This is a genomic window from Bacillus sp. SYZHCR11, assembly GCF_057196865.1.
Genome location: NZ_JBXUND010000004.1, coordinates 293,226 through 307,970, shown reverse-complemented (window position 1 = coordinate 307,970; position 14,745 = coordinate 293,226). Strand labels below are relative to the sequence as shown.

Annotated in this window: 14 protein-coding genes; 13 read left to right on the top strand and 1 reads right to left on the bottom strand. The window is 48.5% G+C overall.

Annotated features, from left to right (window positions below):
* The first annotated feature begins 18 nt into the window (after window positions 1-18).
* From AC2CGA_RS16265 to AC2CGA_RS16240, 6 genes are all read left to right on the top strand, one after another.
* Complete coding sequence (locus tag AC2CGA_RS16265; protein WP_003156660.1) at window positions 19-1,140, top strand: response regulator aspartate phosphatase; 1,122 nt, start codon at window positions 19-21, stop codon at window positions 1,138-1,140.
* Window positions 1,141-1,255: 115 nt separating this feature from the next.
* Complete coding sequence (locus AC2CGA_RS16260; RefSeq protein WP_484480235.1) at window positions 1,256-2,035, top strand: glucose 1-dehydrogenase; 780 nt, start codon at window positions 1,256-1,258, stop codon at window positions 2,033-2,035.
* Window positions 2,036-2,117: 82 nt separating this feature from the next.
* On the top strand, window positions 2,118-3,797 hold the full coding sequence (locus tag AC2CGA_RS16255) for a glycoside hydrolase family 13 protein (protein WP_208558007.1): 1,680 nt from the start codon (window positions 2,118-2,120) through the stop codon (window positions 3,795-3,797).
* Window positions 3,798-3,986: 189 nt separating this feature from the next.
* On the top strand, window positions 3,987-4,946 hold the full coding sequence (locus AC2CGA_RS16250) for a metal ABC transporter substrate-binding protein (protein WP_014304291.1): 960 nt from the start codon (window positions 3,987-3,989) through the stop codon (window positions 4,944-4,946).
* Between the two features lie 54 nt (window positions 4,947-5,000).
* Window positions 5,001-5,696 (top strand): metal ABC transporter ATP-binding protein, encoded by a 696-nt coding sequence (locus AC2CGA_RS16245; RefSeq protein WP_003156655.1) that lies wholly within the window; start codon window positions 5,001-5,003, stop codon window positions 5,694-5,696.
* Entirely contained in the window at window positions 5,654-6,493 is an 840-nt protein-coding gene (locus AC2CGA_RS16240) for a metal ABC transporter permease (RefSeq protein ID WP_003156653.1), read from the top strand. The genes AC2CGA_RS16245 and AC2CGA_RS16240 overlap by 43 nt, the downstream gene beginning before the upstream one ends.
* Before the next feature lie 43 nt (window positions 6,494-6,536).
* Here AC2CGA_RS16240 and AC2CGA_RS16235 read toward each other — a convergent pair whose 3' ends face one another.
* A complete protein-coding gene (locus AC2CGA_RS16235) occupies window positions 6,537-7,532 on the bottom strand; it encodes an LLM class flavin-dependent oxidoreductase (RefSeq protein ID WP_094760583.1) in 996 nt (331 codons plus the stop codon).
* Window positions 7,533-7,807: 275 nt separating this feature from the next.
* Here AC2CGA_RS16235 and AC2CGA_RS16230 point away from each other — a divergent pair, with 275 nt between their 5' ends.
* From AC2CGA_RS16230 to AC2CGA_RS16200, 7 genes are all read left to right on the top strand, one after another.
* Entirely contained in the window at window positions 7,808-8,404 is a 597-nt protein-coding gene (locus AC2CGA_RS16230; protein WP_003156649.1) for a TerD family protein, read from the top strand.
* Window positions 8,405-8,427: 23 nt separating this feature from the next.
* Complete coding sequence (locus AC2CGA_RS16225; protein WP_003156648.1) at window positions 8,428-9,009, top strand: TerD family protein; 582 nt, start codon at window positions 8,428-8,430, stop codon at window positions 9,007-9,009.
* A 33-nt stretch (window positions 9,010-9,042) separates the two neighbouring features.
* Window positions 9,043-9,621, top strand: coding sequence for a TerD family protein (locus tag AC2CGA_RS16220; RefSeq protein WP_003156645.1), 579 nt, complete (start codon window positions 9,043-9,045; stop codon window positions 9,619-9,621).
* 38 nt (window positions 9,622-9,659) lie between these two features.
* On the top strand, window positions 9,660-10,433 hold the full coding sequence (locus AC2CGA_RS16215; RefSeq protein ID WP_003156644.1) for a TerC family protein: 774 nt from the start codon (window positions 9,660-9,662) through the stop codon (window positions 10,431-10,433).
* Between the two features lie 72 nt (window positions 10,434-10,505).
* The gene (locus tag AC2CGA_RS16210) at window positions 10,506-12,128 is read left to right on the top strand and encodes a YceG family protein (protein WP_025853796.1); all 1,623 of its coding nucleotides are present in this window, start codon (window positions 10,506-10,508) and stop codon (window positions 12,126-12,128) included.
* 6 nt (window positions 12,129-12,134) lie between these two features.
* Entirely contained in the window at window positions 12,135-13,223 is a 1,089-nt protein-coding gene (locus AC2CGA_RS16205; RefSeq protein ID WP_032857831.1) for a toxic anion resistance protein, read from the top strand.
* Window positions 13,224-13,337: 114 nt separating this feature from the next.
* On the top strand, window positions 13,338-14,540 hold the full coding sequence (locus AC2CGA_RS16200) for an MFS transporter (protein ID WP_003156641.1): 1,203 nt from the start codon (window positions 13,338-13,340) through the stop codon (window positions 14,538-14,540).
* Window positions 14,541-14,745 lie beyond the last annotated feature (205 nt).

The window sequence follows — 14,745 nt, the reverse complement described above, 5'->3', positions numbered from 1 at the left end:
GAGGAAGGAGGCAAATCTATGAAATCCAAGATTCCATCTGAAGAAGTGGCCGTAAAGATGAATGAATGGTATAAGCTGATCCGCGCGTTTGAAGCCGATAAAGCTGAAGCGCTGAAGCGGGAGATTCAATATGAACTCGAAGATATGGAAGAAAATCAGGATTTATTGTTGTATTTTTCATTGATGGAATTTAGGCACCGCATCATGCTGGATAAATTAAAACCCATGAAAGACGGCGACTGCCAGCCTCCGTTCTCTGAAATGCTCACTGAGATTGAGATGAACCAGCAAAAGCTGACCGGCTTACTGGAATATTATTTTTACTATTTCAGAGGAATGTATGAATTTAAGCAGAAAAACTTCATCTCAGCGATTTCTCATTATAAGCGGGCTGAGGAAAAACTTGAATATGTGGAAGATGACATAGAGAAAGCCGAGTTTCTGTATAAAATTTCTGAGGTGTACTATCATATCAAGCAGACTTTCTTTTCGATGAATTACGCGGGGCAGGCGCTTGATATTTACAAGAAATATGAATTATACGGAATGAGAAGGGTGCAGTGCAAATTTATCATTGCCGGAAATCTGATGGACGCCCAGCAGCATAAAAAAGCGCTGGAATACCTCGAATGCGCCTTGGAGCACGCGGAGCGGCTTGATGATCAATATATGATTGCTGCGGCCTATTATAATATCGGGCACTGTATGTACAGTCTGGGTGACTTTTGCAAGGCGGCGGAGGATTTTGAACGGGCGGCTGCCGGATTTGAAGCACACAGCTTCCGGCAGGTCATCCAGGCTGTTTTTTCACTCACGCATATCTACTTTAAAACGGAAAAATACAGTGAAGCCGCCGCCAGCTGCGCGCGGGGCATGAGAAGCGCGGCGGAGTGGGAAGATGAGATCTATATGACAAAATTCCGTCTGATTAAAGAGCTTTATCAGGGGGAAGGCGGACAGGATTCGCTCAAAGAGTATTTTGACATCCTGGAATCAAAAGAGCTGTTGGCTGACACAGAGGAACTGCTTCAGGACGCGGCTCATTTCTTTCATAAACGGGAGAACTACAAAGCGGCATCTTATTTTTTCAGCAGGCTTGTCGGCGTGCAAAAAAGGCTGCAAATGAACAACTACGCATAATGAAAAAAAGAACGAGGGAGCTTCGGTTTCATCGTTCTTTTTATGATTCCTTTTGTTTTCAGCCGATTAAAACCGGGTACATGCTCTGTATTAACATCAGGGAGGAAATGAGACAATGTATCAGGATTTACAGGGAAAAACAGCGATTGTAACAGGTTCTTCGAAAGGAATCGGAAAAGCCATTGCCGAACGCTTCGGCAAGGAGCGGATGAATGTGGTTGTGAACTACCTCGGTGATTCCGCCGGAGCGGAAGAAGCGGCGGACATCATTGAGAAAGCGGGAGGCAGAGCCGTCACCGTAAAAGCCGATGTATCCTCAGAAGAAGGGATTCAGGCGCTGTTTAATGCCGCGCAGGAGCATTTCGGGGGCGTGGACGTGATGGTCAACAATTCCGGCTTTAACGGAGCCGAAGCGATGCCCCATGAAATGAGCCTGGAGGATTGGCAAAGGGTCATCGACGTCAACGTGACCGGCACCTTTTTGGGGGCGAAAGCGGCACTGAAACATATGCTCGAGCACGGCAAAAAAGGAACGGTCTTAAACACATCGAGCGTTCATCAGCAAATACCGCGTCCTGAAAACGTGCAGTACTCGGCATCCAAAGGCGGGATCAAAATGATGACGGAAACGATGGCGCTCAATTACGCAGACAAAGGCATCCGGGTGAATGCCATCGCTCCCGGCACGATCGCCACGGAGTCCAATAAGGATCTGGAAGATGAAACACATAAACAGGCCCAGCTGAAAAAAATTCCGATGAACGCCTTCGGAAAACCGGAAGAAGTCGCCGCGGCCGCCGCATGGATGGTGTCGGAAGAAGCGAGTTACGTAACCGGAACGACACTTTTCGTAGACGGAGGCATGACGCTTTATCCGTCCCAGCTGGAAAGATAAAAGAGGAGGGGAAACCTTCTCTTTTTTGTTTAGAGAAGGGTCATAAAGGAAATGGTTCTCTAAAAAACAGGAGGGCCGCAAGATGGCGAATGACTGGTGGAAAGACGCCGTTGTCTATCAAATCTATCCGCGAAGCTTCCAAGATACGAACGGCGACGGCATAGGCGACCTGCGGGGGATTATCGCGCGTCTCGATTATATAAAAGAGCTTGGCGCCGATGTGATATGGATCTGCCCGATTTACCCGTCGCCAAACGTCGATAACGGCTACGATGTGACGGATCATCAAGCGATTATGGAATCATACGGAACGATGGAGGACTTTCACGATCTGCTTACAGAATGCCGCAGCCGCGGATTAAAGCTTGTGATGGACTTCGTTTTAAATCATACATCCACGGAGCATCCTTGGTTCAAAGAGGCGGAAATGAATCCGGACAGCAAATACCGCGATTATTATATTTGGCGGCCGGGCACCGCGGAGGGCCCGCCGACCGATTGGGTGTCGGATTACGGACAATCCGTCTGGCAGTACGAAGAACATACGGGCGAATATTACCTGCATATGAACGCCGTTAAACAAGCCGATCTGAATTGGGAAAATCCCGAGGTTCGGCAATCAGTATACGAGATGATGAGATTTTGGCTCGATAAAGGCGTGGACGGATTGCGAATAGACCAGCTTCATCTTCTGTCAAAAAAAGAATACTTGCCGCCATATGAAGATTACATCGCCCGCCGGGCAGATCCGAAGCCTTTCCGGCCAAACGGAGCACGGATACATGATTACTTAAAGGAAATGACGAAAGAGGTATTTTCCAAATATGACGTGATGTCGGTCGGCGAGGCCGGATCAGTGACGCCTGAGGAGGGGCTGGTTTACACGGGAACCGATGAGCATGAACTGAATATGATTTTTCATTTTCAGCATATGGAGCTTGATCAAAAGCCGGGCCAAGAGCATTGGGATGTAAAACCGCTTGAGCTGTCCGATTTGAAGAAAGTGCTCACAGACTGGCAGGAAAAACTGGAACATCAAGGCTGGAATACGCTGTATTGGTGCAATCATGACCAGCCCCGGATCGTATCCCGCTTCGGAGACGAAGGCAAATACCGAAAGGCATCAGCCAAAATGCTTGCCGCCCTGCTTTATTTCATGAAAGGCACGCCGTACATTTATCAGGGAGAAGAACTCGGCATGACAAACGCCCCGTTTGACAGAATAGAGGATTATCAAGATATTCAGACCGTCAATATGTATCACAAAAGGGTATTTGAAATGGGCCGCAACAGGGAAGAAGTCATGGCGTCCATTATGGCGAAAAGCCGGGACCATGCCCGTACACCGATGCAGTGGGACGGCAGCAAGAATGCCGGATTTACGGAGGGCGAACCGTGGCTGAAGGTCAATCCCAATTACAAAACCGTCAATGCGGCCGAGGCTCAGGATGATCCCGATTCTATATTGAACTTTTACAAAAAACTGATCCGCCTGCGAAAACAGTATGCTGATATCATAAAAGGCAGCTACACGCTGCTGTTTCCCGATGACCCGCAGCTGTTTGTGTATGAAAGACAGGCAAACGGACAAAAAATCATATCCATCAGCAACGTATCGAAAGAAGAAGCCGCCTTTTATTGGCCGGACGGCTCCGAATCTGAAAGGGCCGAGCTGCTTCTCAGCAACTATGAAAATAACGGCGGCGCGGAATCCTGCATCACGTTCCGCCCTTACGAAACAAGAGTTTATCTGCTTGCCTGATATGTGTGTGATACGACGCCCCCGTCCATACATGGCGGGGGCTTTTTAGGTAAATCGGTTATCAATTTAGAAAAAAATTACTTGCAAAACGTAATTACTTCGTTTTATTATGGTATAGGTAACAAATGAACGAGAAAGTACGCTTTGGAAATCGTCATCATTCTGATTTACAGAACAGGGGGAAACGGCTTGTTTAAAAAATGGAGCGGAATCATTGTCATTGCGGCATGCTTTTTAATCGCGGCGGGCTGCGGCAATTCATCTTCAAAAGGTTCGTCAGGTTCTTCGAAAAGCGGCAAACTGCACGTCGTGACGACCTTTTATCCTATGTACGAATTCACGAAACAAATTGTCAAAGACAAAGGCGATGTAGACATTCTCATCCCGTCTTCGGTCGAACCCCATGATTGGGAGCCGACGCCGAAGGATATCGCCGGCATTCAAAATGCCGATCTTTTCGTATACAACAGCGAATATATGGAGACATGGGTTCCTTCAGCGGAAAAAAGCATGAGCTCTGATCATGCGAAGTTTGTAAAGGCGTCGAAAGGAATTGACTTGCTCGAAGGTTCGGATGAAGAGGAAGAGGAACATGGACACGGCGGTCATGACCACAGCCACGGCATGGACCCTCACGTGTGGCTCAGCCCGGTTCTTGCGCAAAAAGAGGTCAAAACCATTACGGCGCAGATCGTAAAACAGGACCCGAAGAATAAAGCATACTATGAGAAAAATAGTAAAGAATATATTGCAAAACTGCAGGATCTTGATAAACTATACCGTACAACATTAAATAAAGCGTCGAAAAAAGAATTGATCACACAGCACGCGGCATTCAGCTATCTCGCCAAAGAATACGGCTTAAAACAAGTCGCGATTGCAGGCCTTTCTCCTGAAGAAGAGCCGAGTGCGGCCAAACTGGCGGATCTCAAAACGTTTGCCAAAAAGCATGATGTGAAGATCATCTATTTTGAAGAAGTTGCATCGCCTAAAGTTGCAGATACACTTGCCGGTGAAATCGGCGCGAAAACGGAAGTGCTCAATACACTGGAAGGTTTAAGCCAAAAAGAACGGGATAAAGGCATCGGTTATATCGACATTATGGAGAAAAACCTTGATGCACTGAAAGATTCGCTATTGGTTAAATAACATAGTGTGCGCCGCGGGGTGCACACTATTTCTATGCGGGAAAGGAAGGTCAGCATGAATCTCGTTACATTACAGGATATCGTTTTTGGTTATTCGCATACACCGGTGCTTGACGGCGTGTCGCTGGAAATCAAAAGCGGCGAATTCGTCGGCATTACAGGACCGAACGGCGCGTCAAAATCGACGCTGATGAAAGTCATGCTCGGCATGCTCAGACCTTGGGAAGGAACGGCCGAGATCAGTAAAAAAAACGCTGCCGGAAAACGCCTGACAATCGGCTATGTTCCGCAGCAGATTTCTTCATTTAACGCAGGATTCCCAAGCACAGTTCTGGAGCTTGTGCAATCAGGCCGTTATACGAAAGGAAAATGGTTTAAACGATTGAACGAAACAGATCACCACGAGGTGGAAAACGCGTTGAAGATGGTGGAAATGTGGGATTTCCGCCACCGGAAAATCGGCGATTTATCCGGCGGACAGAAGCAGAAAATCTGCATTGCGAGAATGCTTGCAAGCAATCCGGATCTGCTGATGCTTGATGAACCGACAACCGCGGTTGATTATGAGAGCAGACAGGGTTTCTACGAATTTATGCATCATCAGGTGAAAAATCACAACCGCACCGTCGTCATGGTGACACACGAACAAAACGAAGTACAGCAGTATTTGGATAAAGTCATACGGCTTGAGAGGGGGGAAAAAGGCGGATGGAAATGTTTGACTTGGAATTCATGCGACGAGCTTTTCTAGCGGGAAGCATGATCGGAATTATGGCGCCGATATTAGGCGTATATCTCGTGCTGAGAAGACAGGCGCTGATGGCGGATACGCTGTCTCATATTTCATTGTCGGGCGTGGCCATCGGTTTTTTTCTCAGTACCAATATTACGGCGGCGAGCATCGTTGTCGTCACGATCGGAGCGATCGGCATCGAATATATGCGGCGGGCATACCGTACATATTCAGAGGTATCCATCGCAATCTTAATGGCGGCCGGGCTGTCGTTTGCGATGTTTCTGATCAGCCTGTCAAAAGGCGGCGCATCGATGAGCATCGATCAATATTTATTTGGATCGCTTGTCACGGTCAGCCAGCAGCAGGTCTATATTATCGGAGGCATTACCCTGCTGATCCTGCTTTATTTCATTATATTAAACAGACCGCTCTATCTCCTTACCTTTGACGAGGCGACGGCGAAGACATCAGGTATTAACACAAACCTCCTGTCAATGTCATTCAGCATCGTGACGGGGCTGGCGATTTCGGTCATTATTCCGATTATCGGCGTGCTGCTTGTTTCCGCGCTCCTCGTACTGCCCGCGGCTTTTGCAATCCGTATCGCCAAAGGGTTTAAATGGGTGTTTGCGGCGGCCATTATTATTTCTCTTTTCAGTGTGTTCATGGGGCTGACGTCTTCGTACCAGCTCGGAACGCCTCCGGGGCCGTCAATCACTTTACTGTTAATCATTCTGCTTCTGCTCGGCTTTATGCTGCAGGGGATTTGGAATGCGTTTAAAAAAGGAAAAGAACGAAAAAACCGCCGTTAAGCGGTGCAGCAGTCTCATCTGCTGCGCCGTTTGACGGCTTTTTTTACAGAAATATATCAGCAAGACGCTCATATGACTCTTTTTTTGCTTCGAAATCAAAGACGTTGCACAGCACCATCATCTCTTTTGTCTGATAACGTTCGGAAAGTTCAAGCAGACGGCGTTTCACTGCGGCAGCAGAGCCGATCACCATCCGCTTCCTATTTTCTGCAATCTGTTTACGGTCCTCCGGCGAATACGGATAAGCCTTCGCTTCTTCCACACTCGGCACGCGGCTGTCGGCGCCTTTTCCGATACGAAGAAGCCATAAATCCTGGCTTAAGGCGAGTTCTTCCGCTTTCTCATCCGTAGCTGCGCATATGACGAAAATGGCACAGAGTGAGGCCGGAGCGGAAAAATGGGAGGAGGCCCGGAAATGGTCCCGATAGATCTGAAAGGCTTTTACCCCGCGTTCCGGATTAATGAAATGGCCGAAGACATAGCCCGCACCTCGAAGAGCGGCGCGTCTGGCGCTGTTTTCCCCGAGGCCCAGCACCCAAAGCTGCGGGGCTGTTTCAATCAAAGGCGCTGTTTTTATTCCGGCATAAGCATGGTCCGAGGGAACCGAATCTGTCAGAAAGGATGATAAATCCTGAAGCTGCCTGTTGAACTCGGTCATACTTTTCTTTACCCCGTCTGTGAGGGCGAGCCGGATTTTCGTCGTGCCGCCCGGTGAGCGTCCGACCCCAAGGTCAATCCGGTTCGGATGCAGCGCCTCAAGCTGACGGAAAGTTTCCGCGACTTTATAGGGGCTGTACTGCGGCAGCAGCACGCCGCCTGATCCGACACGGATGGATGTTGTGGCTGCGGCGGTATGAGCGATCATAATTTCCGGCGAAACGCTTGCGAGCCCTCTTGTGCCGTGATGCTCGGCAAACCAGTACCGCTTATAGCCCCAACCTTCGCTGAGGCGGGCGAGCTCCGCTGAACGGCGGAGCGTCTCGTGCGGCCCGTTTCCTTTGGATACGGGCGCCTGATCAAGTATGCTTAAATCAATCACTCGTCTGCCCCTTTCCTGACATGTATTGATACAAGGATAGGAAAAATGTTCAGTCCCCGTCAATTTCTTTGTTTTCTCTATTCTCTCCGGAACGAAGGAGAATATAGGAAGTAATTTTTCGCCGTTTTTCGCCAAAAATTCTTATGTTTTATGAAACTTTGATATAATAAAAGACGTATATCTTAATAAACACCGGGATTCTTGTCCCGGAATTTAGTAAAAATGCGCACTTGCGGCGTGCTTAGCGGCACCCTTACAGAATAGGAGTGAATCATATGGCGATCTCTTTACAAAAAGGACAGCGGATTGATTTAACAAAAGGAAAAGCCGGCCTGTCAAAACTGCTGGTCGGACTCGGCTGGGACCCTGTATCATCCGGCGGCTTTTTCGGAAAGCTGTTCGGCGGAGGCGGTGCCAATATCGACTGTGACGCTTCCGTACTGATGCTTGAAAATGATAAAATGACAGACAGCAAAAACGTCATCTATTTCGGCAATCTGAAAAGCCGGTGCGGCGGTGTCGTACATACGGGTGACAACCTGACGGGTGAAGGCGACGGCGATGATGAACAAATTCTCATCGATTTGGCGAAAGTGCCCGCTCAGATTAATAAACTTGTGTTTGTCGTCAATATTTACGACTGCGTCAGACGAAAACAGGACTTCGGCATGATTCAAAACGCGTTCATCCGCGTCGTTGATCAGGCTAATCGCGAAGAACTGGTGACTTACAATTTAAGAGATAACTATTCAGGCAGAACGAGCCTGATCGCGGCTGAAATCTACCGCGAGGACGGCGAGTGGAAATTCGCCGCGGTGGGAGAAGGCACAAACGATACAAAAATCGGCGATATCGTTAACCGATACGCCTAAACGATAAAAAGGAGAGTGCACACATGGCAATTTCATTGGCAAAAGGACAAAAAGTAGATTTGACTAAAACAAATCCGGGTCTTTCTAAAGTCGTTGTCGGCCTTGGCTGGGATACAAACAAATACGATGGCGGACATGATTTTGATTTAGATTCCAGCGTCTTTCTATTAAATGAAGCAGGAAGATGCGCGTCGCCCGATGATTTTATTTTCTATAATCAGCTTGAAGGCGGAAACGGCTCTGTCGCACATTCAGGCGACAACCTTACAGGCCAGGGCGAGGGCGATGACGAAAGTGTAAGGGTCAACCTGAGCGCGGTGCCTGCCGCTATTGATAAAATTTCATTCGTCATCACGATTCATGAAGCGGAAGCGCGCGGCCAAAACTTCGGACAAGTTTCCAACGCGTTCGTTCGCATTGTCAATGAAGAGACAAATGAAGAGCTGATCCGCTACGATCTGGCTGAAGATTTCTCAATTGAAACAGCCATTATCGCAGGGGAGCTTTACAGACATAACGGCGAATGGAAATTTTCCGCGATCGGCTCAGGCTATCAAGGCGGACTGGCCCGTATTGCGACAGATTACGGCCTGCAAATCGGCTAAAACCATATCAAGCACAGAAGGGAGAGACGGCACATGGCTATTCAATTGGCGAAAGGACAGCGTGTTGATCTGACAAAAACGAACCCCGGTCTTACAAAAGCGGTGATCGGCTTAGGCTGGGATACGAACAAGTACTCCGGAGGGCATGACTTTGACCTTGACGCGTCGGCTTTTCTTGTCGATGCCCATGACAACTGTGTAAATGATCTTGACTTTGTTTTCTACAATAACCTGGAACACCCGAGCGGCGGCGTCATCCATACGGGAGACAACCGGACGGGCGAGGGAGAGGGAGACGATGAACAAATTATCGTCGATTTCTCAAAAATACCCGCAAATATTGAAAAGATCGGCATCACCGTCACGATTCATGATGCGGAAGCGCGCGGCCAAAATTTCGGACAAGTTTCGAACGCGTTCGTGCGCGTCGTCGATGAAAACAGCCAGAATGAACTGCTTCGTTTCGATTTAGGGGAAGACTTCTCGATTGAAACGGCGGTTGTCGTTTGTGAGCTTTACCGCCATGGGGCTGAATGGAAGTTTAACGCCATCGGCAGCGGGTTTTCCGGCGGTCTGGCATCACTTTGCCGGAATTACGGCTTGCAGGTGTAAGCAGGAAATTACCGTTTTACTAAATAGGAGGAAAAAACTTGGATTTTCTACATCATATTATGTCGACCTACGCTTCCTTTTTTGATTGGAAAATGTGGGGTGAGGTGCTGACTGACCCTGTATCATGGGGGCTGATCGGTTCCTTGGTTCTGCTGGAAGGGCTGCTGTCGGCCGACAATGCGTTAGTGCTTGCGGTTATGGTAAGGCATCTGCCTGAAAAACAGCGGAAGAAAGCATTAACATACGGATTGTTCGGGGCATATATTTTCCGTTTTATCTTTATCGGAATCGGGATGCTGCTCATTAAGTTCTGGTGGATCAAAGTGCTCGGCGCGCTGTACCTGGCTTGGCTCGTCATTAAGCATTTCTGGATCGGAGAAGGTGATGACGATACGGAAGGCATGAAGAAAAATTCATGGATGGTCCGTACGTTCGGAATTTTCTGGGCCACTGTCGTTTCAGTTGAGTTAATGGATCTGGCCTTCTCTGTTGACAGCATTTTAGCCGCGTTTGCGGTATCGGAAAAAGTGTGGGTGCTCTTGATCGGCGGTATGCTCGGCATTCTCATGATGCGTACAGTCGCAAAAGTATTCCTTGTGTTAATTGATAAAATCCCTGAGCTTGAAAACACGGCTTTTGTGCTGATCGGGATTATCGCCGTGAAAATGGCGGCGAGCGCCTTTGATTATGAAATGCCGCACGTGGTGTTCTTCGGAATCATCATCGCTGCATTTGTGGTCACGTTTATTATCCACTATTTCAACAAACAAAAGCAGGTTCAGGAGCAGACGGCTGCATCTAAAGAAGAATAAAACAAAAAAGGAGGGAGAGTTCATTTCCTTCCTTTTTTGTACCGATTATCATGAAGAGAAAGGAGGAAAATGATGAAGCAGGAAGAATTGGTGATCCGAAAGGCCGAGCCGGAAAACGATGACTGGGAAACGTTTCTGATGCGGCCGCTGCCGGAACGTCCCGGTTACGAGCGGGAAAACGGGCTGGCGTTTACCCGGCTTGCCGTCCGGATTTTGGGCACTCCTTATGATGAGACGGAGTATTACAGTAAGCTTTTCGAGCTGTCTTCTCATGAAAACATCCATGTGTTGAGCGAGACGCTGGATAAGACCATCGCGCCGGAAACGTTTCAGGCGCTGCAGCACATTCATTCGGTCAATCAAAAAGAGAAAGGGCTTTCGGTTTCCAGGTTTGTCGCGTTTCTCGATGGGGGCAGGCTGCTTGCCAAACACGCTGATCCGCTTATGCACCGCCGACTGAGGACCGCGTTTATGACGCTTTTGGAAACCTTTGCGGACCGGCATGAAAACGGGCTGAATCATCCCGATTTCCGGCGTGTGCTCTTGGATGTGTCAAAGTTTTCGCTGAACCACCTGAATCCATGGCTCGAACAAGCCGATATAGAGCGTGAGATGCCGAAGGTGGTGTGGTATGGAGACGCGACCAAAAGCCAGCTCTATTTTCTCTATTATCTCATGCTGATCGGCTGTGATGTCCTATTGTTTCATCCGGCTGCGGAAGATCCGTTCAGCTTGATTGATCCGGATGAGGAGCTCAGCTTTGTGATAAAGCTCCCCGCGACAGGCGGTCTTGAGCCTTTTCCGAAAGAAAAGCCGGACAGAACGTCCACGACGGCCTACCGGTCAACGAAAGAAATTGAGCATGTGCTGAACCATGAGGAATCCATGATGTATAAGCCTTGGCAGTTCAGGGAGCACACCCCGCAGTCCGTGACCTTAAAAACGACGTATGATGAGTTATTTCTCATTGCGAAGGAGCGGGCGTTTATCCGGCCGCAATTTAAAGCGGACAGGGAGCGGGTGGCCGTTCCGAACCTTTTTGCGAAAGTGATGGGGGTTTCCAAAGATACGAAAGAATATTGGAACAGACTCCATACCGCCGCGGACTATCAGGAGACACACATGATCCGCAGTTTTCCGTTTACGGAAGAGCTGAAAGCCAACTACCAGTATCACTACAGTCAGGTTTTAAATGAAAAAGGAGAGATTGACGCGGACAGGCTGAAAAGAAGCAACATCTGGCAGTACAAGCATCTGCCTTCAGGTGTGCAGAGCGCCATCGCCAATGTGATTTCTGACATGTGCAGAAACCCAGGGCTGAAGGCTTTGCCCGGGGAGCAGTCAAGGGATGCCGCAATCTATTTGTTCCGCCAGGCGACGAATCTGCCCGCTTCGCTGCTGCAATTGATTCAGACGTTTGATTACGCCCAAACCGTTCCGAAACTCGTTTTATATCATACGGAACAAAATGGCGAACTCACACGTTCTGATGCCGCCGCTCTTTTGTTTTTAAATAAATTCGGCGTCGATATCATCTTGTATAATCCGCCGGGCCATCAGGACATTGAGCATTATATTGAAGAAAGCCAATTTGATGTCCATTGGCTGGAGGACATGGTGTTTCGGCAGGAATATAAGGAGCCGTCACTCGTAAGAAAGCTGTTTAGAACCATTACGCAAAAGCAGGGAGAGTAAATAAATATGACAGAAAATCAAAATCCGCTTGTTCTTGATAAAAATGAAGAGATTTCTGAACAAAAAGCAGATGACATCAGGGCGCAGCTGCGCCAAGACCCTGAGGTGCAGCGCATTTCGCAGCAGATTGACGTGAAAAACCAAATGGAGCTGCTTGAGTACGGAAAAGAACCGGCAGTTGAAATCTCGAAGTTCTCCGACCGCATCTTAAATATGATGAAAACAACAAGTGTCACGGATTCAGGCACAATGCTGACGCAGCTCGGAAAAATCATGGACCGTTTCGACAAAAATGATTTCGATGAACCAAAAGGATTTCTCGCTAAAATGTTCAAACGCGGCAACAGCATGATTGAAAAGATTTTTCAAAAGTACCGCACCCTGGGCGGAGAAATTGAAAAAATCCACGTCGAAATTTCGAAATACAAAGATGAAATGGCAAAGACGAACCATACGCTTGAAGAGATGTATGAAAACAACATTAACTACTACATGGAGCTTGAAAAATATGTTGTCGCCGGGCAGATGAAGCTTGAGGAAATGCAGGCGCTCATTCCTTCTTATGAAGAAAAAGCGGCCGGCGGAAACCAGCTTGCGCAAATGCAGCTTGATACGCTGCGTGACGGGCTTCAGGCGCTTGAGGAACGTGTCTATGATTTAGATATGGCGCGGATGGTGGCGCTGCAGACAGCGCCGCAGATCCGCCTCCTTCAGCGCGGAAATACGAAGCTCATCGGAAAAATCAATTCCGCTTTCGTCATTACGATTCCGATTTTCAAAAACGGCATCATTCAGGCTGTCACAGTCAAACGGCAAAAGCTTGTGGCTGATTCAATGAGCGAGCTGGACCGCCGCACGAATGAAATGCTGAAGCGCAACGCTGAAAATATTTCAAACCAAAGCGTGGAGATTGCCCGTATGGCAGGCCGTCCGAGCATTGACATTGAGACGATTGAAACGTCTTGGAATACGATTGTCAGCGGTATGCAGGAAACGAAACAGATCGAGGAAGAGAACAGACGTATCAGAGAAGACGGAGCGAAACGGATTCAACAGCTTCAGGATAATATTAAAAACGCAGTCTTAAAGAATTAACACACACCCCGCTTGCTTACGGCAAGCGGGATTTTTTTGTGAAAAAGGTAATGACAATGTGTAAAGACAGGTGTAAACTTATACGGTAATCATTTTCGATTTGAGGTGCTGCTTATGAACAAACAACCTGCCGTCACTCCGCGAAAACTTCTGGCGATTGCCGGAATGGGCTGGCTGTTTGATGCGATGGATGTCGGAATTTTATCGTTTATTATCGCCGCGCTTCACACTGATTGGAATTTAACACCCGATCAAATGAAATGGATCGGAAGCGTCAATTCCATCGGTATGGCAGCGGGCGCCTTTGTATTCGGAATGCTGGCCGACAGGATCGGCCGGAAAAAAGTGTTTATGATCACGCTGTTATTCTTTTCTGTCGGAAGCGGCATATCCGCTTTTGCAACGGGATTGACGGTTTTTCTCATATTGCGTTTTCTGATCGGAATGGGGCTTGGCGGGGAACTGCCTGTCGCCTCGACGCTCGTGTCAGAAGCGTCCGCTCCCGAAAAGCGGGGACGGATCATCGTGCTGCTTGAGAGCTTTTGGGCAGCGGGCTGGCTTCTTGCGGCGGTGATTTCCTACTTTGTCATACCGTCATTCGGCTGGCAGGCCGCACTGCTCTTAACGGCGCTGGCCGCGTTTTATGCGCTGTACTTGCGGAAAAGCCTTCCGGAATCACCGGCGCATCAGGCATTGACGCAGAAAAAAAGCATACGCGGGCAGGCGGGAAGTGTCTGGACGAAACCGTATATCCGGCCGACGGTGCTGCTGTCTGTCGTTTGGTTCTGTGTCGTCTTTTCTTATTACGGCATGTTTTTATGGCTGCCGAGCGTGATGCTGATGAAAGGCTACAGCATGATTGAGAGCTTCGAATACGTCCTTCTGATGACGCTTGCCCAGCTTCCCGGATATTTCTCAGCGGCGTGGCTGATCGAAAAAGCGGGGCGGAAGACCATCTTAGTCATCTATTTGCTCGGAACGGCGGGCAGCGCTTATTTCTTCGGTGCCGCGGATTCATTGGCCATGCTGCTCACGGCTGGCATGCTGCTGTCCTTTTTCAATCTCGGCGCATGGGGCGTGCTTTACGCCTATACACCGGAGCAGTACCCTGCGGCGATCCGCGCGACCGGTTCCGGAACAACCGCGGCCGTCGGCAGAATCGGCGGCATTTTCGGTCCGCTTCTCGTCGGATCGCTTGCAGCACGGAACGTTTCGTTTACAGCTATTTTCGCTGTCTTTTGTGCGGCCATCCTGATTGCCGTCATCACCATTATTATTCTCGGAAAAGAAACGAAACAGACAGAGCTTGCGCAATGAGCACCCTTTTGGGGTGCTTTTTTTAGTGAGCTGTCTGTTGGCAGACCTATATTTTTCCTTAAAACCCCTTATTTTTAGGAGGCGAAAACTTCTTTTTCCGGGACAATGTCGCAAAAAAATTCTTGTATTTGTAAAAAAAGGATAGGAAATCAGTTTGCAGCACATTCGATGGAAACGTTCTCAAGCCTGATAAAAGCCCGATTTC

What these genes read in the sequence shown, in the direction of transcription:
- AC2CGA_RS16265 (WP_003156660.1), top strand. Translation starts at nt 19, where the DNA reads ATGAAATCCAAGATTCCATCTGAAGAAGTGGCCGTAAAGATGAATGAA.
- AC2CGA_RS16260 (WP_484480235.1), top strand. Translation starts at nt 1,256, where the DNA reads ATGTATCAGGATTTACAGGGAAAAACAGCGATTGTAACAGGTTCTTCG.
- AC2CGA_RS16255 (WP_208558007.1), top strand. Translation starts at nt 2,118, where the DNA reads ATGGCGAATGACTGGTGGAAAGACGCCGTTGTCTATCAAATCTATCCG.
- AC2CGA_RS16245 (WP_003156655.1), top strand. Translation starts at nt 5,001, where the DNA reads ATGAATCTCGTTACATTACAGGATATCGTTTTTGGTTATTCGCATACA.
- AC2CGA_RS16240 (WP_003156653.1), top strand. Translation starts at nt 5,654, where the DNA reads ATGGAAATGTTTGACTTGGAATTCATGCGACGAGCTTTTCTAGCGGGA.
- AC2CGA_RS16230 (WP_003156649.1), top strand. Translation starts at nt 7,808, where the DNA reads ATGGCGATCTCTTTACAAAAAGGACAGCGGATTGATTTAACAAAAGGA.
- AC2CGA_RS16225 (WP_003156648.1), top strand. Translation starts at nt 8,428, where the DNA reads ATGGCAATTTCATTGGCAAAAGGACAAAAAGTAGATTTGACTAAAACA.
- AC2CGA_RS16220 (WP_003156645.1), top strand. Translation starts at nt 9,043, where the DNA reads ATGGCTATTCAATTGGCGAAAGGACAGCGTGTTGATCTGACAAAAACG.
- AC2CGA_RS16210 (WP_025853796.1), top strand. Translation starts at nt 10,506, where the DNA reads ATGAAGCAGGAAGAATTGGTGATCCGAAAGGCCGAGCCGGAAAACGAT.
- AC2CGA_RS16205 (WP_032857831.1), top strand. Translation starts at nt 12,135, where the DNA reads ATGACAGAAAATCAAAATCCGCTTGTTCTTGATAAAAATGAAGAGATT.
- AC2CGA_RS16200 (WP_003156641.1), top strand. Translation starts at nt 13,338, where the DNA reads ATGAACAAACAACCTGCCGTCACTCCGCGAAAACTTCTGGCGATTGCC.